A 24,645-nucleotide genomic window follows, 5' to 3' on the forward strand; every position below is an offset into this window, starting at 1 on the left:
CTCTATCGACGCCGCGGAAAGCGGTGCGGGCCGGACGTCGCTCGAGTTGTCGACGTCAGGCCTTCTCGGCAAGCCACGCGTCGTATGTTGTCGGCGCGATCCATGCATCTGCACCGGGCGTCGGGGTCAGTGCCGAGTTGTCGAGTTTCGCGCCGAAGTAGCCGGCTTCGGGATCGGAGATAACCGAACGCTTGTCGCCGGTGACGAGGAACAAGCGCCGGACCAGTTCGTCGATGCCCAGCGGTTCGGGTCCGGCAATCTCGACCGTGCCGTTTTGCGGCGCGCCGGTCACTACCTCGGCGACGTGGGACACGACGTCTCGAGACGCGATGGGTTGCAGATGTCCCGGCGTTGCGTGGACGGCGCCGTCGGTGGTTCCCGCGTCGGCGATTCCGGCGACGAACTCGAAGAATTGGGTCGATCGGACGATCGTGTAGGGGGTCGGGCCCGCTTTGACCAGGTCTTCCTGGGCGACCTTGGCTCGCATGTACCCGGAATCGGGCAGTCGATCGGCACCCACGATGGACAGTATGACGTGGTGCCCGACGCCTGCCTTCTCTTCCGCGGCGAGGATGTGGCCGGTTCCGTCGCGGAAGAAGGCCAAGACGTCGTCGTCCGACCACGAAGGGGAATTGGTCAGATCCACGACGACGTCGGCACTCTCGACTGCCTCGGCGATACCTGCGCCGGTGGTGATGTCGATCCCGTCGCCGCGACCGAGCGCCTTCACGTCGTGCCCGGCGTCAGCGAGCTTGGCGGCGACCTGGCTTCCGATGAGTCCGCTTCCGAAAATGACGATCTTCATGTTTTTCTCCTTTACTCGGATAAGTAGTGTCCAAGTATACTCGGACACTACTTATCCAAGTCAAGGGTTGCCCGGTCAGTCGAAGAGTTCGGCGGCCAGTGCTTCGTAGGTCGCGATCGGATCACCTTCGGCGGGAAGTGCTTGGATCGCAACGTGATCGGCACCCGCCGCGACATGCTCCCGAAGTCGATCCGCGATGGACTTCGCGGTACCCCGCGCAACCAGGGCGTCGATGACGCGATCGTTCCCCTCGTTGGCCAACTCTTCGGGCGCAAAACCGAGGCGCTCGAGATTGCTCGTGTAGTTGCGCAGATACAGATACGGGTTGGCGACGGCGGGGCGACCGATTGCTCTGGCCTTCTCCGGATCGGTTTCCAGGACAACCTTGTGCTCGGGGGCCAGGATCTTCGAAGGGCCGAGGATTTCGCGAGCTTCGGCCGTGTGTTCGGGGGTGGTCAGGTACGGATGCGCGCCGGCGGCGCGAGCGGCGGACAGTTTCAACACCTTCGGCCCCAGTGCGGCGAGGACGCGCCGCGCTTCCGGGACCTGGGCCGCGTCGAGTTCGTCGAGGTACGACACGAGCGAGGCGTACGGCTTGGTGTAGTCGCCGGTAGCCTCCGGATGTCCGACGCCTACGCCGAGCAGGAATCGACCCGGGTGCGCGGCTTCGAGTCGGTGATAGGACTCCGCCACCTCAGCCGCAGGTGAGGACCAGATGTTGACGATTCCGGTTGCCACGGTGATGTGCTCGGTCGCGTCGAGAAGTTTCTCGGCGATCCGTAGATCGGCGCGTGGGGAGCCGCCGATCCAGATGGTGCCGAAACCGAGTTTCTCGATCGCAGTTCCCAGCTCGGGCGGCAAACCAGCCGCTCCTCGCCAGATTCCGTAGGTTCCCAGGTCAGGTGTTTTCGTAGTCTCCGTCACAGCGGGTGCAACTCGGCTGCTGCCGGGATCTATTCCTTCCGTCGTCATTTGCCCGGCGCGCGGTAGTCGGTCGGTCGCTTGACTGCCTCGTCGATCTGCTCCGGCGTGAGCAGTGTGATCGACTCCGAGCGTGCTGCACCTGCCGCAGCCGTGCGAATGCTCAATGCGGCTGCCGCGACGTCGTCCGGCAGGTTGCCGATCACGAACATGTCGTGACCGCCCAGTGCGAAGTGGCAGGATTCGACAGTGCCACCGATGCTTTCGACCATTCGCGTTATCGCGTCGCGCCGCGCAGTGCCTCCCTCCTGCTGTAGACCGGCGGCGCCGGAGGGTGAGTACGTCACTTGCCAGAGGTATTTCGGCATTTCCACTCCTAGCTCGGGATGGGTACTTCGATCGTGTACCCGTAGGGCGCTCGGTGGCAATGGGTAGGGGACAATCACGGCATGGTTGGAACTCCGGTGATCGTGACTATCGTGTCCGTGTGTGTAGGTTTTGTGATCTTCATGCTCGCTGCCAGTGGTGCACGCGGAAAGTGGGACCGTCGCCTCGTGATCGCGTTGTTCGTCGGTGCGGTGGTGTGCCTGACCGTCGTACCGGTATCCGTCGCGCTCAGCGCCGGAGTTTGAAACACGGAGTGCCAAAACGCTCGAGTGCCGCTTAGTCTGAATCGATGGCAGATATTCGGGTAGGTATCTCCGGGTGGACGTATCCCGCGTGGCGCGGAGATTTCTATCCGAAAGGTCTTGCTCACCGCAAAGAATTGTGTTATGCCGCAGAGAGATTGACGTCGATCGAGATCAACGGCTCGTTCTACGCGCTGCAGAAGCCGGAAAGCTACACCAAATGGCGCAGCGAAACTCCCGAAGATTTTGTGTTCGCGATCAAGGGCGGCCGGTACATCACACACATGAAACGGCTGCTCGACGCCCGTGACGGACTCGCCAACTTCTTTGCCGCCGGAACACTCGCCCTCGGCCCCAAGCTCGGGCCGATTCTGTGGCAACTACCTCCGACGCTGCAGTTCGAATCGCAGCGATTGGCCGACTTCTTCGACGGTCTTCCCCGTACCACTCAGGCTGCAGCCGATCTGGCAGCACAGCACGACGACAAACTCACCGAAGACCGAGTGTTCGCCCAGACCGAGAGGGACGTGCCGATTCGCTACGCGGTGGAAGCGCGGCACGCCAGCTTCGAGACCGACGAAGCCGTGGACCTGATGCGCGAGCACTCCATCGGTTTTGTCGTCGCAGACACAGCCGGCAGGTATCCCCGCATCACCACTCCTACTACCGATTTTGTCTATGTGCGGATGCACGGGGACAAGGAACTGTATGCGAGTGGGTACACCGACGAAGCTCTGGACAAGTGGTCCAAGCGCTTTCGGGATTGGATGGACGAGGGCCTCGACGTGTACGTCTACTTCGAAAACGACATGAAAGGCTTTGCGCCGCACAACGCAATGTCCTTGTTGGAGCGGCTGCGCTGACGGATCGCCTGGCCTGTCGGTGGGATGTGGAAGGCTTCCGCATGAACACGAGGACCGAGGAGATACCACGATGACGCCAGAACAGCGGACGCCAGAACAGAGCTGGCCGACGCATTGGCCGAAGGTCGCCCGTGACATCGCCGATGCCACGGCCGACGCACTCGCCGCGGTGCGGGCGGCAAATCGTGACGGACTACTCGTGGCTGTCGAGGAACTGCGCGGGCTCTCTTTCGAGCAGGTCAGCTCGGTTCACGCGGCGATCGTGCGCGAATTGCTCGAGGACACGCATCCGGACGGCTTGTCCAGCGAGGACGTGCAGGATGCGCTCACCGCCTGCGCCAAGTCCACGATCGTGTGGCTGCCGGATCTGGACGTGCAGGCGCTCGCTGCGGTCTACACCGGGGCGCTCGGGATCTCGGATCTGGAAGACGATTCGTTCCGTATCGGGCACGGCGCGTACCTGCGTTCGGCGGTTCTGGTCATCGGGAGTTTGTCGACCGGAGTGAAGAAAGCTCAGAGCGCGTACATCATTCGTGCAATCGGCGAAATCGCACGTGCTCAGACCATCGAGATGCCCTGAGCGTCAGTTCGTAAATCGAATTAGGCTGAGGTCATGTCCAAGATCGCCAGCGCAGATCGTGTGTCGTTTGCCGAGCTCCTCGAATTCGTCAGGCCGCGCCATCGGGCCACGTTCGTCACGGTGAAGAAATCCGGCGAGTTGCAGATCTCTCCGGTGACGTGCGGGGTCGACGACGAGGGTCGGATCGTCATCTCCACGTACCCGGAACGGGCCAAGGCCGCGAATGTCCGCCGCACCCCGGCGGTGTCTCTGTGTATCCACTCCGACGAGTGGAACGGCCCGTACGTCCAGGTGAACGGAACCGCGGAGTTGATCGACCTCCCGGACTCGGTGGAACCGTTGGTCGACTACTACCGATCCATCGCCGGTGATCATCCCGACTGGGACGAGTACCGCGAAGCCATGCGCAAGCAGGGTAAGAGCCTGATCCGCGTCACCGTCGACTCCTGGGGTCCGATCGCAACAGGCGGGTTTCCGCCCGGACGCTGACGCTATCGAGCAGGCGGCGAGAGTTCGACTACATGCGCGTCTTTGGCGGCCAGCGGCTCTTTGCAGTGCGCGCACACAACTTGGGCGTGCAGGATCTCACCGCAACGGTGTTCGACGACGGTTGGCGGTGGACCCGTCGTCGCAAAGGCGTCCCCCCATTCCATGAGCGCCATCAGAATGGGATAGAGCGCCTTCCCTGATTCGGTGGCGACGTATTCGTAGCGCGGTGGATGGTCTTCGTAGCGTCGCTTCGTGAGGACGTCGGCGTCGACAAGGGTGCGTAGACGCGCGGCGAGGATGTCGCGGCTGGCTCCCGTGCCCGCGGCGATCTCGTCGAACCGTCGTTGCCCGAGGACGATTTCTCGGAGCACCAACAGTGACCACTTCTCGCCGACGACCTCCAAGGCGTTGGCGATGGAGCAGTTGCGTCCTTTTGTCGCCGTCATCTCTGGGCCCCTGTTAGTTGGAAATGTTAGTTGGGAATTCCAACTTAGCACTTGACGGCATGTATTCGAGGGCGGAAGGTAGGTCGAGAAATCCAACGGAGCAGATGAGGGGTCGTCATGACGGAATTGAATCTCGAGGCAGCAAGCGGATTCGTCAGCGCTGCCGGATTGCAACTGGACGAGGTGTCCGGCACGAACGTTGTCGGGCACATCGATCTGTCCGAGGCACACCACACTCCGTGGGGCGTTGTCCACGGCGGCGTTTACACGACTGTCGTCGAGTCGGCCGCGAGCATCGGGGCGAGTACCGCAGTGGCGGACCGTGGCGAATTTGCCGTCGGAGTGCACAACGGAACGGATTTCCTGCGGGCGCGTACGGGTGGGCGCGTGGACGTCGTGGCTGTGCCGATACAGCAGGGACGCGTTCAGCAGTTGTGGTCGGTGGTCATCACCGATCCGGAATCGGGGAAAGAGGTGGCGCGCGGTCAGGTGCGCTTGCAGAACGTGCCGCTGCCGAAGTAGGTCAGTCCCAGATCCCCGAGTCGATGTTGAGTGAGATGCGTTTGAGCAGTGCCGTCAGTTGGGCACGTTCGTCCTCGTCGAGTCCGGTGAGTACTTGACGGTCTCGCTCGACGCGTCGGGGAAACTCTGCCTCGACCAATGCGCGACCGGCATCGGTGAGTTGAAGCAGAACCACTCGTCCGTCGTGTTCGAAGCGCTGACGCTCGACAAAGCCCAGCTTGGCCAGGCGGTCTGCGTGTTTTGTGGTGGCGGCGCCGCTGACCATTGTGACGGCGGTGACTTCGCTCGCCCGCAGGGGACGGTCACTGCGAGCGAGTGCACTCATCACGTCGAATTCGGCGCGAGAGACCCCGCTGGACGCCAGTGCGCGGTCGAGCTGGTGAAGAGACTGCGCGTTGATGCGGGCGATCCGGCCCATCACTTCGACGGGGGCGGTGTCGAACTCCGGGTAGGCGCGCTTCCATTCGCGACGGACTTTGTCGATGAAGTCGTCTTCGGATCTGTTCGCCGCGCCCATGGCCCCATCTTAGCGACAGATTTCACATTACTTCACAAGTAATTTACTAGTGAAATAAATGTATGCTGGGTGGGTGAGCCGAACCGAAACCGCAGCCAGGACGCCCAGCCGTCTCACTCATTCGAGTGAAGCCATTGCACATACCGTCTCCGGGGCGACGTGGCGAGCGGCTTTTCGCGTCGGATCTGCCGACGCGACCATCGCCCCCGCGATCAGGGTCGGGCTCGCCACCGCCGTAGTCCTCGTGGTCGGCGGACTGCTCGGGCATCGGGAATTGGCCGGCTTCGCGGCCTTGGGCGCGCTGTGCGCCGCGTTCGGCAGGTACGAGCCGTATCCACGGTTGGCCGGCAAGCTGGCAATGGTGGGTGCTGCACTGGTGGTTTCGATTGCCTTCGGCGGCGCCATGGGTGTCGCGGGCGTTCCGATGTGGTTGCAGATCGGCATCCTCTCTTTGCTTGCGGGTGCGTCGTACTGCTTCATGTCGGGCTTCCGGATCACCGGGCCAGGGCCCGTCATCCTCGTCTTCGCGGCGACCGGTGCAGCCGGATATGCCTCCAGCGTTGATGATTTGGCGCGGTTGGTCAATGCCGGTGCGCTCGGAGTTCTGGTCGGTTGGGCGGCCGCGATGCTCCCAGCGCTCGTACTGCCGATGGGACCTGCCCGCCTGGCAGTTGCCCGTGCAGTTTCTGCGGTGGGGCGTCTCGAACAGTCCGGCGCAGACGGAGTGGAACCGGCGCTCGGATCGATTGCCAACGCCCGCTTGGTTATTGCGTCGAGTGGCCGGATCGAGTCGACCGTCGATCACGGACGCGAACTGGTGGCGGTGCTCGACGAAGCAGAAGCGGCAGTTCAGGAGTGGCAGTTGCACGGCGACGCCACCCTGATTCGCAGCATTGCTCGGCACGAGAAGGAGCTTCGGAAGCTCAAGCGATCCAGCATGATCGAACACGATCTCGCACCGGCAAAGAACCTGGCCGCGCCCGAAGGCTATTTTCTCGAAGGATTGAATCGGCTGTATTCGCGCCCGGTGCGGATGAATGCTCTCCGCATCGTGGCAGCGTCGGCTCTGGCCGGTTGGCTCGCGGCGGGAGCCGGGTTGGAGCATCCGCTCTGGGCGTCGATGGGTGCCATCGCCGCGATGCAGGGGCTGAACTACAAGCAGACCGTCCAGCGTGGGATTCAGCGGTTGGTGGGAAATGTCGGTGGCGCCGTCGTCGCTGCTGCTCTCATCGCATTGACGCTCGGCTACTGGCAAGCGGTTGCCGTGGTCGTGATTCTGCAGACTGCTGCTGAGTTGCTCGTGATCAAGAACTATGCACTGACATCACTGGCCGTCACCCCGATGGCACTGCTCCTCATCGGTTTCAGTGCTCCGATCGGGACCGAAGCGGCAGTGGCTCGCGTCGCGGACACTCTCATCGGCGTGGTGATCGGTGTTGTCGTCGCCGCTGTGACGATCAGTCGATCGGATCGCCACCACGTCACCGTGTAACCGGTTCTGCCGTGTTTCCGGTTCTGCCGTGTTTCCGGTACTGCGTAGGCTCCTGCAGGTGGAGGACAGCACGCCGATCGACGGCCGGAAACTGCGTTACCAGCATCGCCGTGCCGAATTGCTCGAGCAGGTAACCGCGTACGTCACGGCGAACGGCGTCGGTGAACTGTCCATGCGGCCATTGGCCAAGGATCTGGGGATCAGTCATGCGACACTCATCCATCATTTCGGTTCGAAGGAACAACTGCTCACTGAAGTGGTTGCCACCCTGCGAGACAGCTCTTCTCTCGACATCTCTTCCGGGACCGACATCGTCGAGATGTTGACGAGTTACTGGAATGGGCGCACATCAGCGGAATCGTTGCCGAACTTTCGCTTGATGTTCGAGATCTACGGACAGGCGTTGTTGCATCCGGAGCGGTATCGCGAGTTTCTCGACCATGTGGTGGGGGACTGGTTGGGTGGTTTGGCGGAAGCTGCGCTCGCGCACGGATGTCCACCCGATCGCGCTGATCGCTACGCGACGATCGTGTTGGCGCAGATTCGCGGGTTGACGCTCGATCTGGTGACCACCGGTGACCGCGTCAGAATCGACGCGGCGTTCGCCGAATTCGCGGCTGCGATGGGCGCTCTGGCCAGCTCCTGGAAGGCGATCTGACGCTCCGAATGCCGTGACGCTTCAGGCGATCTGCTCGAACAGGGACACGATGATCCCTTCAGGCCCCCGGACGTAGGCCATGCGCACGCTGTTCTCGTACTCGCCGATCCCGCCGATGAGTCCGTAACCGTCCGCAGCCACCGCGTCGACCGCAGCCTGGAGATCGCCCACCTCGAAAGACACGTTGCGTATCCCGATCTCGTTGGCCATCGGAGCAGGCGATCCGGGTACGTGCTCGGGCGTGACGAAGGACGAGAGCTCGAGCCGTGATCCTTCGCCCGGCGGGCGCAGCATGGCGATTTCGCACTTGGCTCCAGGGATACCGCAGACGGTTTCCACGAACTCACCCTCCACGGATCCGGTGCCCTCCACCTCGAGACCCAGACCGACGAAGAATGCCGTCGCTGATTCGAGGTCCGTGACGGTGATGCCGATGTGGTCGAAACGCTGTACGTGTGCCATGGACACATCCTCCTACTGTTTTTTCGTGCGGTTCGATGCTAGGTCGGAGTTGGGGCCGGAATCTCGACATATACGTTTCACGAAGCTGCAAGATTTTGCTTGACCGATCGGTTAAACAAAATCTACGATAACGTCCAACGAGGTCGCCCACCGCACGAACCGGAGTCGTCAGACGTGAAATTCCAGTCGAAGTCGTTTGCCCGCATATCCATCGCAGCCCTCTGTGCTGCAACGATCGGCTCCGCCGTTGCTGCGCCCATCGCGTCCGCACAGGCACCGAGCGCGTCGCAAGCCACCGGCACTGTGGTGTCGAGTGAGCCGCTACCGAAAGATCTGTGGATTCCGGGTACCGCCGACGCCAAGCGATTCACGTACTGGACCATCGGTTCCAACGGCGGGCCTGCGCTGAGCAGTGGCGCGTACTACGTCCCGGCCGGTCCGGCACCGGAAGGTGGTTGGCCCGTCATTGCGTGGGCGCACGGCACCACGGGACTCGACGATTCCTGTGCCCCTTCGCTGGTCGGTCCTGGCCTGCCCGAGCGCGACTACCCCTACCTGGGGCGTTGGCTCTCCGAGGGCTACGCCGTAGTCGCCACCGACTACGTCGGTCTGGGAACACCGGGGCTGATGCCGTATCTCGACGGAAAGGTGGAGGCGCACAGCGTCGTCGACTCGGTCAAGGCTGCTCGGGTGATCGACCCCACCATCTCGAATAGGTGGGCAGTGGTCGGGCAGTCGCAGGGCGGCGGTGCGGCCATCACGACGGCGCGCTACGCCACCGAATACGGTGGGGATTCTCTCGACTATCGCGGCGGGGTGGGTACCGGAGTGCCGGCCAACATCGAGTTGACCCTCCTGCCTGCCGGTCCGGGCTTCCCTCCCATCGCCCTCGGCGGCGGATTGACGTCGTACGCGCTCTACATCCTCGCGGGCTTGCGGGAAGCGCACCCCGAGATCGACTTGAATTCCTACCTGAACGACTTGGGAAGGGAAAAGGTCGACTCGGCCGAAAAGCTCTGCGCCGCAGACCTGGACGAGGCATCCAAGGATCTGGTCCTCGGTGAGATCTTCTCCCGCCCGCTCAGTCAGATCCCGAACTTCCAGGGTCTGCTGAACGATTACATGGGTGTACCGACCAGTGGATACGATCGCCCCATCTTCATCGGCCAGGGCTTGCTCGACGTGGATGTCCCTGCACCGTCTGCACTTTCGCTGGTTGCAGCGTTGGTCGCCAACGGTGAACCGGTCACGTTCAAGACCTACAACACCGATCACAGCGGCGCTTTGGTCGAATCACAGGCTGACACGATTCCGTTCGTCGCGAACCTGTTCCGTTAGACATATCGAGAATCCAACTCATCCGAGGGTTGCTGTCGCACAACTGCGACAGCGACCCTCGGTCATTTCTGTGACTCCTTGATTGCGTTCAGCCGCGCCTCGAGGCCGTCGAGGACACGGTCGAGTGTGTAGCGATAGTGTTCTGCCCGTGTTGCTTCCGCAGCATCCGGTGGACCGGCGAACTTCCCGATCAGTGTCTCCATCGATGAACGAGGATCTGAGGGTCCGTCGTTACTCAGTCGTTCCAGCATCGCGCTGTGATCGGGTGAAGGCTGTCCGCTGGGAATGCGCCTGGCGTCGTTCATGGCGATCAGTGTGATTGTCGAGGTGAAGGCGACGGTGTAAGCCTGAGCGGCTTCTTCCCCGAACCCGGCGTCGATCAGCGATGCCAATCCGGCCTCCATGAGTTCCCGGCTGCGCTGGGTGGCAACTCCGTTCATCAGCAGCCACTGTGCCGCGCCTGGACACTCGATCAAGGCCTCTCGCATCTGCAAGAGCAGATGCGTCAGCCATTGACGCCAATCTTCTTGTGCAGATGGCACGTTCACGGCCGACACCGCACTGTCGACCACCGCAGCCGAGAGTGCGTCCCGATCTCCGACGAGTCGATAGACGACGGAGAACGACGTATCGAGTTCGCCGAGCAGCTGCCGCAGCGACCAGCCCTCGACTCCGTGCTCGCGACTGAGCCCGAACGCCACGGTCAGCACCGCGTCCGCAGTGATCCCGGTGTTGTAACTCCGGCGGCGCTGTGATTTCGCGGCGGACTTCTTGTCAGGTGATGGCGCAGTCATGGTCCGACCGAGCTTAGTGGCGTCGGATCGGTGTGCGTAGTCGACGCAAGCGATTGACGGATGTACTTAGGTGAGGTTTACTTGCCAAATCCGAGCAGTGCTCGGATTTATGCGAACCCCCCGATTTTTCGAAGCTGAAGGACACCATGAAGTTGAAAACGCGACCCGGTTACCTATCGAGGCTGGGTGCTTCGCTGCTGGTCAGTGTCGTTGCCCTGACTGCGGCCGCCTGTAGCTCGAGTGAGGCGGGACCGACGACGGAACCTGCCGAGGGAACGCGTGTTGTGTCCCACGAATTCGGTGAGACGTCGGTTCCGGGCGACCTCGGGCGAATTGTTTCCCTCGACGAATACGCCGCACTCGGTCTCCTTGCCGTCGGCATCACCCCTGACGTGGTCTTCACGTCGTGGGGATCGGAGATCGGCCAGGATATCTTGGCGTCAGCGGGTACCGAGGTGGTCACGGTGCCGCCGCTCGGTGCACCCCCGATCGAGCAGGTCCTCGCCCAGGATCCCGGACTGGTCATCTTCACGTCTATGGGCGATCGGAGCTACTACGACTCCCTTGCGTCGACCGTACCCACAGTGCCGGTCCCGGCCGTCACCACTCCGTGGCGTGAGAATCTTGCCTTCTTCGGACGCGCTTTTGATCGTCAGTCGGTTGCCGACAAGCTGACTGTCGCTTTGGAGGGCAAGATCGCTGACGTCTCTGCTCGGTCCGGTGGTGAAGTGAACACCGTGTCGGTGCTGATGAGCAGTTCTGGAATCCTTGCCACCACCACCGAGCAGGCGCCGCCGTCGTTGCTGTTGGCGGAGAGCGGCTTCGGGCGTCCGGAATCCCAGCGAGCGAATGCCGCTGGAGGACTGCCGTATGCGCCCCTGTCCGACGAGGCGATCCCGGCGCAGGATGCTCGGATCGTAGCCGTGTTCGACGAGGGCGTGTACGAGTTCGGCAAGGTTGCCGGTGTTCCCGGATTCTCGAGTCTTTCAGCGGTGCAGGAGAACCGAGTGGCCAAGGTCAACGGAGACATGTGGCTTGCCACTCATCCCTTCGCCACCTTCTGGATGATCGAGGACATGGATGCCATGGCTGCCGGCAATCTGACCGGCACCGGAACCGAAGCTGTTGCCGCGACGCGCTATCAGGAATTCACGGCGCTGACGGCATGAGTTCGAGAGTGTTGAGTCGGCGCCTGGCTCTGCGATGGGGAGCGGTGACGCTCGGCTCTGCGGCTTTGGGCTCTGCGGCTTTGGGTTCTGTGGCACTGAGTGCGTGCAGCCGTGGTTCGGCGAACGAAACCGGTTCTGAGATTTCACCGTTCGACGACGAAGTTCGTGCTGCCGAACAGGCGAGATTTCATAGCGGGCGCACAGTCGAACGGAATCTGACAGCTGCACCGGCTCGGGTGAGTCTGGGCGCCAGAGAGGTCGACACATGGTCGTACGGTGCGGAAGCAGTTGGCCCGGAGCTTCGAATCTCCAAGGGAGACCAGCTCAACGTTCTTTTGCAGAACGACCTTCCGACGGAGACCTCGGTGCACTGGCACGGCATTGCGATCCGCAACGACATGGACGGCGTCCCGCCGGTCACCCAGGAACGAATCCAACCAGGTGCCGAGTTCACCTACGACTTCGTGGCCCCGGATCACGGAACATATTGGTACCACTCCCATTCAGGCTTGCAGGCCGATCGAGGGTTATTCGGTGCACTCGTGGTCGAGGACCCGAACGACCGGACCGGAGCCGACGAGGACGTCGTCATCGTGATCGACGACTGGCTCGACGGGCTGGGAACAACCCCGGATGCAGTGCTTCGCGCATTGTCACCGGACGTGCAGGGAGGACACCACGGGCACGGCGGCACTCCACCGGAAGTCGATGGTGCAGAGATTGATTCTGCCGCAGAACTTCTCGGCAGTGGTCACGGAAATTCCGAGGCGCTCGGTGGAATGGCAACGCACATCACGTATCCACTGCACCTGATCAACGGACGGCCTGTGGAAGATCCCTTCGTCGTCAGTGCGACGGCCGGAACTCGGCTTCGATTGCGGGTGATCAATGCCGGGGCGGAGACTCCGTACCGTTTCTCGGTCGCCGGGCACGAGATGACCGTTGTCAGTGCTGACGGGCAGGACGTTGCCTACACAGCCGGAGACGAGATTCTGATCGCACCCGCGCAGCGATACGACGTATTGGTGACGGTGCAGTCCGGCTCGTGGCCCATCGCCGCGAAGGTGGAAGGGAAGTCAGGTGGCGTCGCGTGCCTGCTTCGGACGCCGGATTCGGTAGCGGTCGTCGACCTGACTTCGCCTGCAGTGCTGTCAGGTTCCGGCGGTCGGCTCGTTCTGGAATCGGAGCTTCGCCCGTCAGGAGCGCTGGAGCAGAGGGCACCGGATCGTGCGTATTCGGTGGATCTCATTCAGGCCGGCGATCGATACCTCTGGGGAATGGCGGGCGCCGATGCAGGTCGGTTGAGAATGAAGCAGGGCGAGCGAATACGAATCGTCATGAACAACGACACCGACATGTGGCACCCGATGCACACCCATGGGCACACCTTCTCGGTTCCCTCCTACGGCGGGCTTCGCCGAGACACCCTGATCGTACTTCCGCGTACACAAATGGCGATCGACTTCGACGCCGACAATCCAGGACGGTGGATGTTTCACTGTCACAACGCGTACCACTTCGAGGCCGGGATGACTGCCGACCTCCACTACGTTCGATGAGGAGAGCAGAATGTCAGTTCGCACCGGATTGACCACATTGATCGCTGTTGCAGCGGTATTCACACTGACGTCGTGCGGCAACGATTCGACGGGATCTACCGAGCAAGCGCCGGTCGAGATCTCGGTGAAAAACCTTGCGTACACACCGAACTCCGTCACCGTGCACACAGGACAGACCGTCACGTGGATTTTCGAGGACCAGGGAATGCCGCACGATGTCGTGTTCGCCGAGTTGGGGATCAAGAGCGATCTCCAAGGAAGCGGAACCTACAGTCAGACCTTCGACAAAGCCGGAACGTTCACCTACACGTGCACACCACATCCGAACATGACCGGCACGATCATCGTCGAAGAGTGAGTGCGGCAATGAAAGTGAACGAGTCCGCAGCCCCGGAAGACTCGCCTGGACTCGTCGACCGAGACGCTTTGGGCAGGATGATCGCGCCGGTGAGAAATCAACTCCTCCTAGGGGCGGGTCTGTCGGCACTGTCGGTGCCGTTGCGATTCCTGCCCTACGTTGCGGTGGTCGAGATCGCGCGGGTGCTCCTGACCGGCTCGTCGTTGAACCTGGTCTGGATGTGGGCCGCAATCGGTGCAGCGGGCACAATTCTCGGTTTTGTCGTCTACAACGCAGCACTGACCGTCTGTCACACCGCCGACGCGCATTTCAAATACTCGATCCGCTCGCGTATCGCTCGGCATCTGTCCCGAGTTCCTCTGGGGTGGTTTGCAAATGGTGGCACCGGTGAAGTGAAGCAGGCGATGACGGACGACGTGAAGCGGATGCATCTTCTCGTCGCTCACCTTCCCGCCGACGTGGTACCAGCGATCCTGTCGCCGATAGTGGCCCTGATCTATCTGGTGGCGATGGACTGGAAGTTCAGCCTGGTCCTGGTCGGCTACATCGGAGTGTGTCTCGCTCTCGCCGCGCCGTCGATGCGCAGAGCCTATCGAACGAACGTCGACTCCTGGAATCTTGCAATGTCGACATTGACTTCTGCGACAGTAGAACTGGGCGACGGTATCGAGGTTGTCAAGACGTACGGGAGTGGGAGTCGCGCATTCGCGCGCTACTCGAGCGCTGTCGATTCGATGGTTGCGGTGTGCGTGCGATGGATGTCGGGGATGGGAAGGCCGGTGGTCGCGATGTCGATCCTCCTCTCACCGGCGGTACTCATCGTGGTCATCACGGCGACGGGAACTGCAATGTTGTCCGGGGGTTGGATTACCCCGGTAGCTCTTGTTGCCTTTCTGGTCGTCGGAATCGGTGTTCCGTCGTCGGTTCTGCACATGGGAACGATGGCCAACCTCTACCGCGAAGGCCAACTGGGAGCGACTCACGTCGAGAGCATCCTCGGCGAACCAGAACTGGCCGAACCTCAGGATGCAGTGCCTGCTCGCAGCACTTTGGTCGAATTCGACAGCGTCGGCTTCGAATACACCATTGGGCAGCGCGTCCTCGAGAACATCTCCTTCGAGATGCAACCGGGCACCGTGACCGCGATCGTTGGCCCCTCCGGCTCCGGAAAGACCACTTTGGCGCGTCTACTTCCGCGGTTCTGGGACGTCACGGACGGGTCTATTCGACTGGGCGGAAGTGATTTACGAGATCAGTCCAGTCGCGAACTCTTGAGATCAATGGCCATCGTCTTCCAAGATGTTGTGCTCCTGCGGGACAGCGTGCGCGAGAATATTCGGCTCGGTCGACCGGATGCAACGGATCTGGAAGTGGAGACAGCGGCGAGGCGGGCGCAGATTCACGACGTGATCATGCGACTGCCGGACGGGTATGACACCGAGATCGGTGGTGGTTCGGGCGGTGAGCTGTCGGGTGGGGAGAAGCAACGCCTGACGATCGCCCGCGCCATCCTTCAGAACCCGCCGATCGTCATCCTGGACGAGGCGACTTCGCAGGCCGATCCCCACAGTGAATCGGCCGTTCAACGCGCACTGGGCGAGATCAGTGCAGACGGCGGCACCCTGATGGTGATCGCTCATCGACTGCACACCGTCCGATACGCAGATCAGATACTCGTTCTCGACGCCGGACGGATCGTGGAAAAAGGTACGCACGAACAGTTGTCGGCGCTCGGCGGAACCTACGCGCGGATGTGGGCGCTCCAGAACCCCCTCGTCGAAGACATCTCTCCGCGAAAGGCGCCGCAATGATTCGAGACCTGGACGAAATCCTCGGGCGCGACAATGGGATGCGAGGTCAGATAGCAGGTTTCACGCTCGCCGGGATACTCGAGGGTGTCGTCTTTGCACTGATGATTCCGATCCTGAAAGCGGTGGTTCGCGGCGATTACGACGCCGCAGTTCCGTGGGCTGTCACTGCTGCTCTCGTGGCGGTGGCCTGTGGCGCCGTACGGTGGATCGCCGAGAATCGGGCGTACCGCATCGGAATCGAGGGTTTTGCCGGTGGAATCATGCATCGCCTCGGTGAGCACTTGGTGCAGGTTCCGCTCGGGTGGTTCAGCAAGGCAAACCGTGGAGCGTTCACTCGCCTGGTTACCGAGGGCACGGCTATCTTGATGAGCATCCCGGGAATGATCATCGCGCAACTCGTCACCGTCACGGTGACTCCAGCGACAGTGGCGATCGCTGTCTTGTTTGTGGACTGGCGACTGTCTCTCGCGATGGTCGTCTTCGTTCCACTGGGGATTCGGGCTTACCGCAACGTGCAGCGGGCGGTTGTTCCTGAATACGAGGCGATCGGCAAGAGCGAATCCGAGTTGGCATCGCGCGTCGTCGAATATGCACAGGCGCAGCAAGTTCTACGTTCGGCCGGTAAGAGCGGCGAAGGCTGGACTCGGTTGGACGAAGCTCTTGTGTCCAACCGGGACGCACACCTGCAGGAAATCGGATCGGTCGACAAGTATCTGCTGCGCTTCATGATCGTCGTTCAGATTGCCTTTCTCACCGTCCTGGTTCTGGCGGCACTGCTGGTCACCACCGGGTCCATCGACACAGCAAGCGTGATCGTTGTTCTCGTGTTGGCCGTGAGGTTCGTGGAGCCGATGCAAATGCTCGCAGGATTCGGTGAAGGTATCTCACTGGCCCGGGTGTCGCTCGGATCTGTCCGCGAGATGATCGATGTACCGGTGCTGGCGGAGCCTGAGGTGCCGAAAGAGCCTACGTCGTATGATATATGGTTCGATTCGGTCTCCTTCGGCTACGGCCCGGATCGCGTGATTCGTAACGTGAGCCTCGAATTCCCGGATTGCTCGGTCACTGCTCTGGTCGGTCCTTCCGGTTCCGGAAAGACAACTCTGGTTCGGCTGATCTCCAGATTCTGGGACGTCGACGAAGGTGCGGTATCCATCGGGGGAGCCGATGTTCGCGACATCGGAACGAGAGCATTGATGTCTCGGATATCGACTGTCTCACAGCAGGTTTACCTGTTCGACGGAACCATCCTGGAGAACGTTCGGTTGGCGAGACCGGATGCCACCGAGTCGGAGGTCCGTCAAGCAGTGGTGGATTCCAGGCTAGGCGAAGTGATCGACCGTTTGCCGAGCGGTGAGGAGACCAGGGTAGGTGAAGGCGGATCACTGCTGTCCGGCGGTGAACGTCAGCGGGTCTCGATTGCGCGGGCATTCCTCAAGGACACTCCGATTGTTCTTCTCGACGAAGCGACTTCCGCCCTCGACGGAGAGAACGAAGTCGCCATCACCGAGGCAATTCACCGATTGGCCCGTGGTCGAACGGTGGTGATCATCGCTCATCGCCTGTCGACTATTCAGGGAGCAGATCGCATCGTCTACCTCGAAGACGGTGGGGTGGAGGAGGTCGGCTCCCACGAAGACCTGATCGCGCGAGGTGGGAAGTACTCGGATTTGTGGGCCGAGCGCAGTGGCGCGGAGGGATGGAGGATCGACCGAGCGCCTAAGCGGTGAAGAAACCGTGTGGTTTGATCGACGAATGGACGAAGCCGCTGCAGATCCAGTGAAACCGCCGCGCAAGCGCCGGTGGCCTCGTTGGGTCGCAGGCATTGCGGTGCTCGGAGCGGTTGTCTACGCAGGCTCGATCGTGTGGATTTCCGTGGCGTCGGCCGGCCATACGTCGGACGCCGTCGATGCTCCCGATGCTCCGGTAGTGATCGTGCTGGGCGCGCAGATCAAGGACGGTAAGCCGATGGCTTTCCTGAAAGGGCGGCTGGACGCAGCAGTCGAACTGGTGGAAGCGGGAAAGGCTAAAGCGGTCCTCGTCTCCGGCGACGCGAACGGCGGCTCGGGTGACGAGATCGCGGCGATGACGAACTACCTGTTGGAGCAGGGAATAGATGAGCGTCGCATCGTGGGGGATCCGTACGGCCTCGACACCTATGACACCTGCTTCCGGGCCATACATACGTATGGGGTGACCAAGGCGTTGATCGTCACTCAGGGGTATCACGTGCCCCGCGCTGTGGCGCTGTGCCGAGACGTCGGCATCGACGCAGACGGGGTGAACAGCGATTGCGGGTGCGCAACTCCGACGCTGATCAAGAACGCCGCCCGGGAGTGGGTTCTTGCCAAGCCCAAGGCAGCGCTGGACATGCTGTGGAGTCGGGACGCAAAGGTGACGTCGCCGTCGGAGGACTCGGTCCAGGTGGCGCTGTCGATTCCCTGACACGGGGTGAGTGTGCACGGTTTCTGTCGAGTGAACACACGCTCCGGAGAGTCGGAGCGTGTGTTCACTCGAGGTGAAGGGTGCTCGGTCGAGAGTCAGATCAGTGCTGCGGCGGCGAATGCTCCCAGTGCGATCAATGCCGCGCCGGTGACGCTCTGCACGCGACGGTCCACGACGCACATGATCGAGAGGAATCCCGGCATCGAGCCACCGCGCTTGGTGTGCACGATTGCCGCGAGGCTGGGCATGCAGCGGCCAAGGGATACGACCGTGAACAGCGCCGCCCCGAGAGCCGGTGTACCCGAAGCCATGACGCCGAGTGCCAAGAGGTAGTACGCACTCGAGCGGATGAAGATCAGAAATCCCGGACCGATGATCGCGCCGAAGATCAGCGAGACCTTCCACGGCGCCATCGTGCGGCGCAGATGGCGCGGAAGCTGTTGGCGCCGCATCGGAGTCGGCATGCTCACCGCACCCAATTCATGCAGCCCGTATGCAACCGCGACGACGGCCCAGACGCCGAGCGCCCAGCCGATCGGCACGTACCCGGACATCGCCGCACCGAGAGCGCCGATCAATGCCCCGGTGACGGCTCCCGTCGTGACCGAACCCAGAGCGTGCCAGCCGAGTCGGCGGACGGGAGTCGAGGATCCCTTCCGATCGACTTGCTTCGGCGCCGCAACAACTCCGGCGACGGACATTCCGCAGGTCGACCAGTTCGCGGCCAGCGACGTAACCAGTCCGGCGCCGATAACAGCTGTGGTCAAAGCTGTTGTCGCAGATGGCGTGGCCACGAGTGCGAGGCCGGCACCCGCAGCGGCGCCCGCCGCGACGAGGCTGACACGGGTCGCAGTGCCGACCGAGCCTTGAAGGGTCGGCCGGATGTCAGGGACGTCGGTCTGCAGTGGGCCGTGTGAGAGAACAGTAGTCATCAGATCCTCCGAAGTGTTTGTGGTTCAGGAAAAGTGTCGAGCCGAAGTCGCAGCGAAAAGTGATGAGCCAGTGTTCACAGCACTGTGATGACTCCGATCATGTACGGGTGCACGGAGCACGAATACTCGTAGACGCCGACGCTCTCGAACGTGTGCCGGAACGTTCCGTCTCCGGTGATACCGCTGTCGAACAGGCCGGGTGATTCCACGTGATGCAGGAGTCCGCCGTCGTCGAAGCGCCACTCGACGGTGCCGCCGTGTTCCACGGTGACGTCCATCGGACTGAACTGAACATTGCTGATCTCGACCACCACGTCGGGGACGGGATCTTCTGTGCCGCAAGCTGGGACACACGTCGCCGCGACGGCGAGGCCGAAGCCGGCGATCCACCTCCTCACTATTGAACGATCACGGTGCCCACCATCATCGGGTGGGGCGTGCAGTGGTAGGTGAAGGTTCCGGCGTCGTCGAACGTGTACGAGAAGGTTCCCTCGGTGAGCAACTCGCTCTTCAGTTTCCCGTCGAGATCACCGTTGCCGACCACGTCGTGGGGGAGTCCGCTGTCGTCGAACTTCCATTCGACGGTCTGTCCCTTCTCGATGGTGACCGATGCCGGTGTGTACGCCATGTTCTTCACCTCGATCACGACTGCAGGTTCGTCCGACGACGCACCGGCATCACTACTGCAGGCGGTGAGGCTCAGGGCAGCGCACGCGGTCAGGAAAGCGGGAACGAGTTTCTTCATGAGGTGTTCTCTCCATTCTTCGACTTGTCAGCGGACGTAACGCAGATTTGCCGTCATGCCGGCCTCGAAGTGGTAGGCGTTGTGGCAGTGGAACATCCACTCGCCGGGATTGTCGGCGTCGAACTCGATGGCAAGCTCGGTGCCGGGTAGGACGTTGACGGTGTCGCGGCGAAGTCCGCCGTAATCCGGTACCGCAAACGTGTGGCCGTGGGTGTGCATGGGGTGCCACATCGTGGACGCGTTCTTCATCGTGATCCGGACCCGTTCGCCCTGTTTCATGACGAGCTTGCCTGCATCGGCCCCCGCCATTCCCCAGACGTACCGATCGCCGGCCTGGATCAACTCGATGCGGTAGTCGCGATCAGGCGATTTCGTCTCGAGCCGTGCGGATTCCGTGGGCCGGAGTTCGCTTTCGGTGACCAGTCGGCCGGCCAGTTCCGAGAGGTTTCCGCCCACATCCGGGTTCGCCAGGGCCAACGCGTCGGTGCTGCGTAGGACGGTCGACGCATAACCATCTCGGCCCTCGACCTTCGCCACCACCGGCCATGTTCCCGACTTCACCGTCACCAGCACGTCGTAGCGCTGCGCCATTCCGACGATGATGGTGTCGGCGGGAGTTGGTTCCACGTCGTAGCCATCGGTAGCGACAATTGTCATCTCGTGACCGGCCACAGCAAACCGGTACGGAGTTTCGGCGGCTGCGTTGATGATTCGCAGTCGCAGGGTCGAACCGGGCGCTGCAGTCACGACAGCAGGATCGTTGGGTGGCCGCCCGTTGATCAAGTGCAGTGGATACGCGATGTGTTGAGTCATCCCGCCGAGTGGTTCGGAAGAACCGTGTCCGCCGCTCACCAACTGTTGCGCGACAGACATGTCGGCTTCCGAGTGTTCCGCCGGAGTTGTTGCCCCACCGCCGTGTCCGCCGTGCCCGCCCGAAATTGCCGGGTTCAGGGCCATCAGGACGGAATCCGGTGTGGTACCCAATCCGTCAAGCCAGTCGTCGAGCACTAGGACGGCATCGACGTCGGCCCCGGTGATGTCGTTCGGGTCCTCGACGATCAAGGCGCCGAACAGCCCCCGATCGGCTTGTAATCCGCTGTGCGAGTGGTACCAGTACGTTCCCGGATCCGGTGCGATGAAGTTGTACTCGAAACTCGAACCGGCGCCGATGGGAGCCTGCGTGGTGGGTGCCGCGCCATCCATGTCGTTGCGGATTCGAATTCCGTGCCAATGCAGTGTTGTCTCGGCGTCGAGGCCGTTCTGGACGCTGACGTTCACCCGGTCACCGGACTTCAGGCGAAGTTCCGGAGCCACCGCAGCGCCTCCGTACGTCCACGTGTCCACGAGGCGTCCGCCAAGATCTACCGTCGAGAATCCGGCGGCAAGGGCAAACGCAGCGGTGGTCCCGTTCCAGGCTCGCGCCGATTCTGCGGCGGCAACTTCCGGGTCGGTGGGCAGGATGTAGTCGAGATCGGTCGTCGGCGTCGGAGATGCTGCAGTGGAACTGCATCCGGCAATCGTCCCCATTGCGCCGAGCCCGAGTGCTCCGGCGCCGAGTGCTCCCAAACTCAGGAAGCGGCGCCGGCCCATCACCACACCGGATCCGGGACGACTCATCGGAGTACTTCTGGTGTGATCAACCCGCTGACATCCCCGACGTTGCCCGAGACATCGACGGAACTGACCTGCTCGCCGGTGCTCGCGTTGTAACCCACGATCTTCTGCGGAGCGGAGCCTTCGACCTCAGGTCCCGAACCGAGCACGTAGAACGTGGCGCCGTCGACGGAAAAGGTCATGCTCTTGATGTCTGTCAAGCCGAGGTCTGCAAGCGTCAAGCTCTTCACCGGGGCGAAGGTTGTTGCGTCGGACAAGTCGATCTTGACCAGTGAGCCTCCCCGAGCAGAGTCCGGATGAATAGCCGTGTCCGTATACGCGATTGCGAGCCGGGTTGCGTCGGCGTTGATGACGTTCTCCGAGAATCGACCGGAGTCCTGCCCGGCGTTTCCGATCGGCTTGACACCTTCCTGAGGCAGTCCGTTGGAGAAGTCGAAGACGTACACATCGCCGTTCTCACTGACCAGCAAGGCTTTTTGTGCTTCCGAGGCCCACGTGACCTTACGGGTGGAGACAAAATCCTCGGGTAGGACCTTGCTTCGGGCGGTTTCCTTCGGAACACCGTCGTCACCGATCGTGACGTGCAGCAGTTCCCGGGTGTCCTCGCAGACGCTGTACAGCTCGTGATCGACCATCCACGTGAACGGACCGCAGCCGACTATCTGGAGTGCACCGGTCGCTTCCTTCTTCTCGAGGTCGACCACTCTGATGCCGTACAAACCGTCGTCCCACGTGACGAAGAACTTGCCGTCGGACGTCACGGCGTTCGAGCCGGGACGGGAATGTACGCGTGCGACGTCCGGAAGCATGACCTCGGCTGGTTCCAGCAGGTTTCCGGAGTAGGTGCTGACCGTGAAATCTGCCGCGCCGCGGGAACCTCGGGGCCGCCACACCTCGGCAGCGAGCACCGCAGGATCCTCGGCGGAATCCCCGACGAATCCGTGAATGACCGGATCCCAGATACCAGGGCCGACGGTGATCCGGCTCTCGGCCACACCGGTTTTCGGATCGATGACGTTGACGCTGAGCTCGAGTTGGCCGAATCCACCTTCGACGCCCAGCAAGCGGTCAGCTGCGATCGGGGTGATCGAACCGACGTGCAACGGCTCGGGAATGGTATCGCCGATTTCCTGGTCGTCGTGACCGAGGGAGATCCCCTCGCCCGGAGCAGTGAACGGAACTGTCGGATAGGTGACATCGCCTGCGCTGGAGGGTTCGTCGTTGTCGGACGAACTGCAACCGGCCAGCGCGAGTACGACGGTGAGTGGGATGACGGCAACGGCGGGTCGCGCCAGTTTTCGGGTTCGCGGACTGCTCATGATCCGGCACCGACCTTGGGGCGCTCGGCCGGTCGAGTCTGGCAGTCCTCACCGATGATGGGCGCCATCGTGCAGGTGTATGCCTGGGACTCGTCGGAGACACACCAGATGATTTCCTGGTCGTAGCTTCCGGAGACCGGGTTGTACATCACGGCCTGCATGTCCGGTTCGCCGCAGAATGCGTTGGAACACGAAGGCGCACCGCAGCAGTCGTAGTAGGCGATCAGATAGGTCTTGCCGGTATCAGGGTTGGTGCAGCATCCGACCCAGAACTCTGCGCCGGGCTTGCTGCCGGGGGCGCAGGTGGTGACACCGCCGCCGTTGCATGCGGCACAGGACGTTCCGTCCATGTTGCACCAGCGCCAGTACTCGCACTCGGCCGGATCTTTACCGTCGTAGACAGGGACAAGAGGTTCGGGGCCAGGTGCCGGCGCAGGAACCTCGGGCTCTTGGGCGAAGGCACTACGTGTCACAGGAAGTGTGCTGATCAGTGCCACTCCTGACACACCCATGGTCCACTTGCCGATCCGGCTGATCATGGACCGCCGCGAAACGCGTTCGGAGAGTTTGCGTCCGGTTCGACTGGTGAGCGAACCGCCCTGGCCCGCCATCCATTCGGCCTGTGCCTGAACTGTCGCCTCGTCGACGGGATATCGATTCTCCGTCATGTTGTGCTGCGGGAATTCATTGTCGTCCAACGATTTTCTCCTGATTCGTGAAGAGGATCGAACTGTGCAGGAAGATCAGGCCGCGCTGCCGGATTTCGCCTGGGCATGAAGGTGCTGGAGTGAGGGGGTGCCGGATTCGAGCGCATTGAGCAGGCTTTCCACCTGAGCCATGTGATTGCACAGGCCCTTTCCTCGGATCTTGCCGTGCTCGTCGAGAATCACGCCGTACGGAGTGGTGCCCACCTGGTACGCGATACCGACGTCTCGAGCGTCGATGTAACTGAGCTCGGAACCGATCCCGCTACCGGCCAGGAACTCGCGATGCTCTTCGGTTGTTCCGTCGGAGATGATGATCACGTCGAGATCCGATTCGGCCCGGGCCATTGCCCTTACGCCGGGAAGAAGGCTCTTGCACGTCGAGCAACTCGGTGCTGTGAACAGCAGGAGTTGAGGTTTGTCGCGGTGACCACCGACTCCGACGGTCCGTCCTTCCTGATCGATGAGACCGGCAAACGACGGGCCGGCCTGTTCGACCTTGGGGCCGGTATCCATCATCCGGGCACCGAGAGGTCCGAGACGTACTTGTACGCGGCCGATTTCACGAGCCAGAGCAAGAACCATCAAGAACAGTACGGCTACGGCGATCACCAGGATCACTGTCGCGACAAGGAGGAAAGTGGTCATCGTGGTAGTCCTGCCTTCGAGTTTTCAGTGGTGGGGATGTAAGTTCACGAGCCGTACCGGGACGCGGTTTCGGCGGTTCGGAGGCGGATGGAGGCGCTCGACAGATAGTCGTCGACTGGGCGTCGTCCGAGGTGGACCACCGAACGAATCTGTGCGAGAGCAACTCCAGCCAGGACGAGGAGGAATCCGAAGGTCGCCGCCACGACCTGGACGCCGATCTCAGCCTGTCCGGCGGTGACCGACAGTGCCACAGCGATCACCGCGAGTGTTCCGGCGCGAACGGCGTGGAACCATCCGATACGCGGAATCTCGCCGACTCCGAATGCAAAACATCCGCAGTCCAGATCGCGTCGCCCACGCAGGAGGTTGATCGTGAGGCCCGTGAAGAACGACGCGAACATGACGGCAGCAACCAAGGCGGCGAGGCGATGGGCCACGCCGAGAACCAGAAGGATGCCTACGACGGTTTCCGCGACGGGAAGGATGCGAGCGATCGGTACTTCGAGTCGCACGGGCAACACTTTGTATCCGCGCACCGAACGAAGCACCCCATCGTGGTCGTTCAGCTTGGGAATGCCGGCGAGCAGGAGAACAAATCCGATGATCGCCGAAGTGGTGGCGCTGACCAAGTCCATGCTTCCTCCGTTCCTCTCGGGTAGTGCCGGTGGTGTGTGGGACACATCCTGTACGGGCGATGCTGCGAACCCGCGTCGACCGCGCTACGCCTGGACGAGGTGCAACTGAGAGAGCAGTTGTCGTGTGAGAATCGGAGAAATTGCAGTTCAAGGTGCTGCCGGAGGGGGGCGGATACCGTCGGCCGCCCTT

The 24,645-nt window shown here is 62.1% G+C and carries 29 protein-coding genes; 14 read left to right on the forward strand and 15 right to left on the reverse strand.

The features are described from left to right. Nucleotides 1-55 precede the first annotated feature (55 nt). The 3 genes from G4D79_RS08630 to G4D79_RS08640 form a co-directional block, all read right to left on the reverse strand. A complete protein-coding gene (locus G4D79_RS08630) occupies nt 56-805 on the reverse strand; it encodes an SDR family oxidoreductase (RefSeq protein ID WP_099697090.1) in 750 nt (249 codons plus the stop codon). A gap of 75 nt (nt 806-880) precedes the next feature. Further along, nucleotides 881-1,729, reverse strand: a complete 849-nt coding sequence (locus G4D79_RS08635) for an LLM class F420-dependent oxidoreductase (protein WP_039973116.1) — start codon at nt 1,727-1,729, stop codon at nt 881-883. A 44-nt stretch (nt 1,730-1,773) separates the two neighbouring features. Next, nucleotides 1,774-2,094 (reverse strand): GYD domain-containing protein, encoded by a 321-nt coding sequence (locus G4D79_RS08640; protein WP_007729728.1) that lies wholly within the window; start codon nt 2,092-2,094, stop codon nt 1,774-1,776. Between the two features lie 81 nt (nt 2,095-2,175). Between G4D79_RS08640 and G4D79_RS08645 the strand changes: the two genes are divergently transcribed. The 4 genes from G4D79_RS08645 (at nt 2,176) to G4D79_RS08660 (ending at nt 4,287) form a co-directional block, all read left to right on the forward strand. Next, entirely contained in the window at nt 2,176-2,358 is a 183-nt protein-coding gene (locus G4D79_RS08645) for a hypothetical protein (protein ID WP_007729726.1), read from the forward strand. A 44-nt stretch (nt 2,359-2,402) separates the two neighbouring features. Next, nucleotides 2,403-3,218 (forward strand): DUF72 domain-containing protein, encoded by an 816-nt coding sequence (locus tag G4D79_RS08650; RefSeq protein WP_099697089.1) that lies wholly within the window; start codon nt 2,403-2,405, stop codon nt 3,216-3,218. Between the two features lie 70 nt (nt 3,219-3,288). After that, entirely contained in the window at nt 3,289-3,798 is a 510-nt protein-coding gene (locus tag G4D79_RS08655) for a hypothetical protein (protein ID WP_030536492.1), read from the forward strand. Nucleotides 3,799-3,831: 33 nt separating this feature from the next. Then, nucleotides 3,832-4,287: a PPOX class F420-dependent oxidoreductase gene (locus G4D79_RS08660; RefSeq protein WP_030536493.1), complete on the forward strand. Its 456-nt coding sequence runs from the start codon at nt 3,832-3,834 to the stop codon at nt 4,285-4,287. A gap of 2 nt (nt 4,288-4,289) precedes the next feature. Here G4D79_RS08660 and G4D79_RS08665 read toward each other — a convergent pair whose 3' ends face one another. Next, entirely contained in the window at nt 4,290-4,733 is a 444-nt protein-coding gene (locus G4D79_RS08665) for a helix-turn-helix domain-containing protein (protein ID WP_064687803.1), read from the reverse strand. A gap of 117 nt (nt 4,734-4,850) precedes the next feature. Between G4D79_RS08665 and G4D79_RS08670 the strand changes: the two genes are divergently transcribed. Beyond that, nucleotides 4,851-5,255, forward strand: coding sequence for a PaaI family thioesterase (locus G4D79_RS08670; RefSeq protein ID WP_099697088.1), 405 nt, complete (start codon nt 4,851-4,853; stop codon nt 5,253-5,255). Nucleotide 5,256: 1 nt separating this feature from the next. Here G4D79_RS08670 and G4D79_RS08675 read toward each other — a convergent pair whose 3' ends face one another. Continuing rightward, nucleotides 5,257-5,772, reverse strand: coding sequence for a MarR family winged helix-turn-helix transcriptional regulator (locus G4D79_RS08675; RefSeq protein ID WP_003940222.1), 516 nt, complete (start codon nt 5,770-5,772; stop codon nt 5,257-5,259). A 58-nt stretch (nt 5,773-5,830) separates the two neighbouring features. Between G4D79_RS08675 and G4D79_RS08680 the strand changes: the two genes are divergently transcribed. Together G4D79_RS08680 and G4D79_RS08685 are read left to right on the forward strand one after the other, a co-directional pair. Continuing rightward, nucleotides 5,831-7,264, forward strand: a complete 1,434-nt coding sequence (locus G4D79_RS08680; RefSeq protein WP_099697087.1) for an FUSC family protein — start codon at nt 5,831-5,833, stop codon at nt 7,262-7,264. A gap of 58 nt (nt 7,265-7,322) precedes the next feature. Then, complete coding sequence (locus G4D79_RS08685) at nt 7,323-7,922, forward strand: TetR/AcrR family transcriptional regulator (protein WP_003940389.1); 600 nt, start codon at nt 7,323-7,325, stop codon at nt 7,920-7,922. Between the two features lie 21 nt (nt 7,923-7,943). Here G4D79_RS08685 and G4D79_RS08690 read toward each other — a convergent pair whose 3' ends face one another. Next, nucleotides 7,944-8,384, reverse strand: coding sequence for a VOC family protein (locus G4D79_RS08690; RefSeq protein ID WP_064687801.1), 441 nt, complete (start codon nt 8,382-8,384; stop codon nt 7,944-7,946). 174 nt (nt 8,385-8,558) lie between these two features. On the opposite strand from G4D79_RS08690, the gene G4D79_RS08695 reads away from it, so the two are divergent. After that, entirely contained in the window at nt 8,559-9,722 is a 1,164-nt protein-coding gene (locus G4D79_RS08695) for a S9 family peptidase (protein ID WP_214514233.1), read from the forward strand. Nucleotides 9,723-9,784: 62 nt separating this feature from the next. Here G4D79_RS08695 and G4D79_RS08700 read toward each other — a convergent pair whose 3' ends face one another. Next, on the reverse strand, nt 9,785-10,516 hold the full coding sequence (locus tag G4D79_RS08700) for a TetR/AcrR family transcriptional regulator (RefSeq protein WP_030536498.1): 732 nt from the start codon (nt 10,514-10,516) through the stop codon (nt 9,785-9,787). 146 nt (nt 10,517-10,662) lie between these two features. Between G4D79_RS08700 and G4D79_RS08705 the strand changes: the two genes are divergently transcribed. The 6 genes from G4D79_RS08705 to G4D79_RS08730 are packed head-to-tail and all read left to right on the forward strand — an operon-like array spanning nt 10,663 to nt 17,858. Then, complete coding sequence (locus G4D79_RS08705) at nt 10,663-11,685, forward strand: ABC transporter substrate-binding protein (protein WP_042925933.1); 1,023 nt, start codon at nt 10,663-10,665, stop codon at nt 11,683-11,685. Then, the gene (locus G4D79_RS08710) at nt 11,682-13,244 is read left to right on the forward strand and encodes a multicopper oxidase family protein (RefSeq protein ID WP_099698393.1); all 1,563 of its coding nucleotides are present in this window, start codon (nt 11,682-11,684) and stop codon (nt 13,242-13,244) included. Before G4D79_RS08705 ends, G4D79_RS08710 begins: the two co-directional genes overlap by 4 nt. A gap of 10 nt (nt 13,245-13,254) precedes the next feature. Beyond that, entirely contained in the window at nt 13,255-13,602 is a 348-nt protein-coding gene (locus G4D79_RS08715) for a plastocyanin/azurin family copper-binding protein (RefSeq protein WP_003940254.1), read from the forward strand. After that, entirely contained in the window at nt 13,599-15,413 is a 1,815-nt protein-coding gene (locus tag G4D79_RS08720; protein ID WP_230691761.1) for an ABC transporter ATP-binding protein, read from the forward strand. The genes G4D79_RS08715 and G4D79_RS08720 overlap by 4 nt, the downstream gene beginning before the upstream one ends. Then, entirely contained in the window at nt 15,410-17,143 is a 1,734-nt protein-coding gene (locus G4D79_RS08725) for an ABC transporter ATP-binding protein (RefSeq protein WP_099698392.1), read from the forward strand. The genes G4D79_RS08720 and G4D79_RS08725 overlap by 4 nt, the downstream gene beginning before the upstream one ends. Nucleotides 17,144-17,168: 25 nt before the next feature. Next, entirely contained in the window at nt 17,169-17,858 is a 690-nt protein-coding gene (locus G4D79_RS08730) for a vancomycin high temperature exclusion protein (protein WP_050656037.1), read from the forward strand. Nucleotides 17,859-17,953: 95 nt separating this feature from the next. On the opposite strand, the gene G4D79_RS08735 is transcribed toward G4D79_RS08730, so the two are convergent. The 8 genes from G4D79_RS08735 to G4D79_RS08770 all read right to left on the reverse strand — a co-directional run bounded on the left by G4D79_RS08735 (nt 17,954) and on the right by G4D79_RS08770 (nt 24,455). Continuing rightward, complete coding sequence (locus tag G4D79_RS08735; protein ID WP_042925930.1) at nt 17,954-18,790, reverse strand: hypothetical protein; 837 nt, start codon at nt 18,788-18,790, stop codon at nt 17,954-17,956. Between the two features lie 74 nt (nt 18,791-18,864). Beyond that, nucleotides 18,865-19,188 (reverse strand): cupredoxin domain-containing protein, encoded by a 324-nt coding sequence (locus tag G4D79_RS08740; RefSeq protein ID WP_080712742.1) that lies wholly within the window; start codon nt 19,186-19,188, stop codon nt 18,865-18,867. Continuing rightward, complete coding sequence (locus G4D79_RS08745; protein WP_099698391.1) at nt 19,188-19,535, reverse strand: plastocyanin/azurin family copper-binding protein; 348 nt, start codon at nt 19,533-19,535, stop codon at nt 19,188-19,190. Before G4D79_RS08745 ends, G4D79_RS08740 begins: the two co-directional genes overlap by 1 nt. Nucleotides 19,536-19,562: 27 nt before the next feature. Beyond that, nucleotides 19,563-21,152, reverse strand: a complete 1,590-nt coding sequence (locus G4D79_RS08750) for a multicopper oxidase family protein (protein WP_063315620.1) — start codon at nt 21,150-21,152, stop codon at nt 19,563-19,565. Next, complete coding sequence (locus G4D79_RS08755; protein WP_003940153.1) at nt 21,149-22,468, reverse strand: hypothetical protein; 1,320 nt, start codon at nt 22,466-22,468, stop codon at nt 21,149-21,151. Before G4D79_RS08755 ends, G4D79_RS08750 begins: the two co-directional genes overlap by 4 nt. Beyond that, on the reverse strand, nt 22,465-23,136 hold the full coding sequence (locus tag G4D79_RS08760; protein ID WP_029256402.1) for a methylamine dehydrogenase light chain: 672 nt from the start codon (nt 23,134-23,136) through the stop codon (nt 22,465-22,467). Before G4D79_RS08760 ends, G4D79_RS08755 begins: the two co-directional genes overlap by 4 nt. A gap of 75 nt (nt 23,137-23,211) precedes the next feature. After that, entirely contained in the window at nt 23,212-23,820 is a 609-nt protein-coding gene (locus tag G4D79_RS08765) for a redoxin domain-containing protein (protein WP_007729693.1), read from the reverse strand. A gap of 44 nt (nt 23,821-23,864) precedes the next feature. Further along, the gene (locus G4D79_RS08770; protein ID WP_007729691.1) at nt 23,865-24,455 is read right to left on the reverse strand and encodes a MauE/DoxX family redox-associated membrane protein; all 591 of its coding nucleotides are present in this window, start codon (nt 24,453-24,455) and stop codon (nt 23,865-23,867) included. Between the last annotated feature and the right edge of the window lie 190 nt (nt 24,456-24,645).

It is taken from the genome of Rhodococcus sp. WY5, assembly GCF_018588185.1.
Taxonomy (GTDB): Bacteria; Actinomycetota; Actinomycetes; order Mycobacteriales; family Mycobacteriaceae; genus Rhodococcus_F; species Rhodococcus_F qingshengii.

Bases quoted from the DNA above. Each gene is read 5' to 3' on its own strand.
- G4D79_RS08705 (WP_042925933.1), top strand. From the start codon at position 10,663: ATGAAGTTGAAAACGCGACCCGGTTACCTATCGAGGCTGGGTGCTTCG.
- G4D79_RS08650 (WP_099697089.1), top strand. From the start codon at position 2,403: ATGGCAGATATTCGGGTAGGTATCTCCGGGTGGACGTATCCCGCGTGG.
- G4D79_RS08665 (WP_064687803.1), bottom strand. From the start codon at position 4,733: ATGACGGCGACAAAAGGACGCAACTGCTCCATCGCCAACGCCTTGGAG.
- G4D79_RS08755 (WP_003940153.1), bottom strand. From the start codon at position 22,468: ATGAGCAGTCCGCGAACCCGAAAACTGGCGCGACCCGCCGTTGCCGTC.
- G4D79_RS08765 (WP_007729693.1), bottom strand. From the start codon at position 23,820: ATGACCACTTTCCTCCTTGTCGCGACAGTGATCCTGGTGATCGCCGTA.
- G4D79_RS08700 (WP_030536498.1), bottom strand. From the start codon at position 10,516: ATGACTGCGCCATCACCTGACAAGAAGTCCGCCGCGAAATCACAGCGC.
- G4D79_RS08675 (WP_003940222.1), bottom strand. From the start codon at position 5,772: ATGGGCGCGGCGAACAGATCCGAAGACGACTTCATCGACAAAGTCCGT.
- G4D79_RS08725 (WP_099698392.1), top strand. From the start codon at position 15,410: ATGATTCGAGACCTGGACGAAATCCTCGGGCGCGACAATGGGATGCGA.
- G4D79_RS08745 (WP_099698391.1), bottom strand. From the start codon at position 19,535: ATGAAGAAACTCGTTCCCGCTTTCCTGACCGCGTGCGCTGCCCTGAGC.
- G4D79_RS08690 (WP_064687801.1), bottom strand. From the start codon at position 8,384: ATGGCACACGTACAGCGTTTCGACCACATCGGCATCACCGTCACGGAC.
- G4D79_RS08670 (WP_099697088.1), top strand. From the start codon at position 4,851: ATGACGGAATTGAATCTCGAGGCAGCAAGCGGATTCGTCAGCGCTGCC.
- G4D79_RS08750 (WP_063315620.1), bottom strand. From the start codon at position 21,152: ATGAGTCGTCCCGGATCCGGTGTGGTGATGGGCCGGCGCCGCTTCCTG.
- G4D79_RS08760 (WP_029256402.1), bottom strand. From the start codon at position 23,136: ATGACGGAGAATCGATATCCCGTCGACGAGGCGACAGTTCAGGCACAG.
- G4D79_RS08770 (WP_007729691.1), bottom strand. From the start codon at position 24,455: ATGGACTTGGTCAGCGCCACCACTTCGGCGATCATCGGATTTGTTCTC.
- G4D79_RS08655 (WP_030536492.1), top strand. From the start codon at position 3,289: ATGACGCCAGAACAGCGGACGCCAGAACAGAGCTGGCCGACGCATTGG.
- G4D79_RS08735 (WP_042925930.1), bottom strand. From the start codon at position 18,790: ATGACTACTGTTCTCTCACACGGCCCACTGCAGACCGACGTCCCTGAC.
- G4D79_RS08660 (WP_030536493.1), top strand. From the start codon at position 3,832: ATGTCCAAGATCGCCAGCGCAGATCGTGTGTCGTTTGCCGAGCTCCTC.
- G4D79_RS08645 (WP_007729726.1), top strand. From the start codon at position 2,176: ATGGTTGGAACTCCGGTGATCGTGACTATCGTGTCCGTGTGTGTAGGT.
- G4D79_RS08730 (WP_050656037.1), top strand. From the start codon at position 17,169: ATGGACGAAGCCGCTGCAGATCCAGTGAAACCGCCGCGCAAGCGCCGG.
- G4D79_RS08640 (WP_007729728.1), bottom strand. From the start codon at position 2,094: ATGCCGAAATACCTCTGGCAAGTGACGTACTCACCCTCCGGCGCCGCC.
- G4D79_RS08630 (WP_099697090.1), bottom strand. From the start codon at position 805: ATGAAGATCGTCATTTTCGGAAGCGGACTCATCGGAAGCCAGGTCGCC.
- G4D79_RS08680 (WP_099697087.1), top strand. From the start codon at position 5,831: ATGTATGCTGGGTGGGTGAGCCGAACCGAAACCGCAGCCAGGACGCCC.
- G4D79_RS08715 (WP_003940254.1), top strand. From the start codon at position 13,255: ATGTCAGTTCGCACCGGATTGACCACATTGATCGCTGTTGCAGCGGTA.
- G4D79_RS08710 (WP_099698393.1), top strand. From the start codon at position 11,682: ATGAGTTCGAGAGTGTTGAGTCGGCGCCTGGCTCTGCGATGGGGAGCG.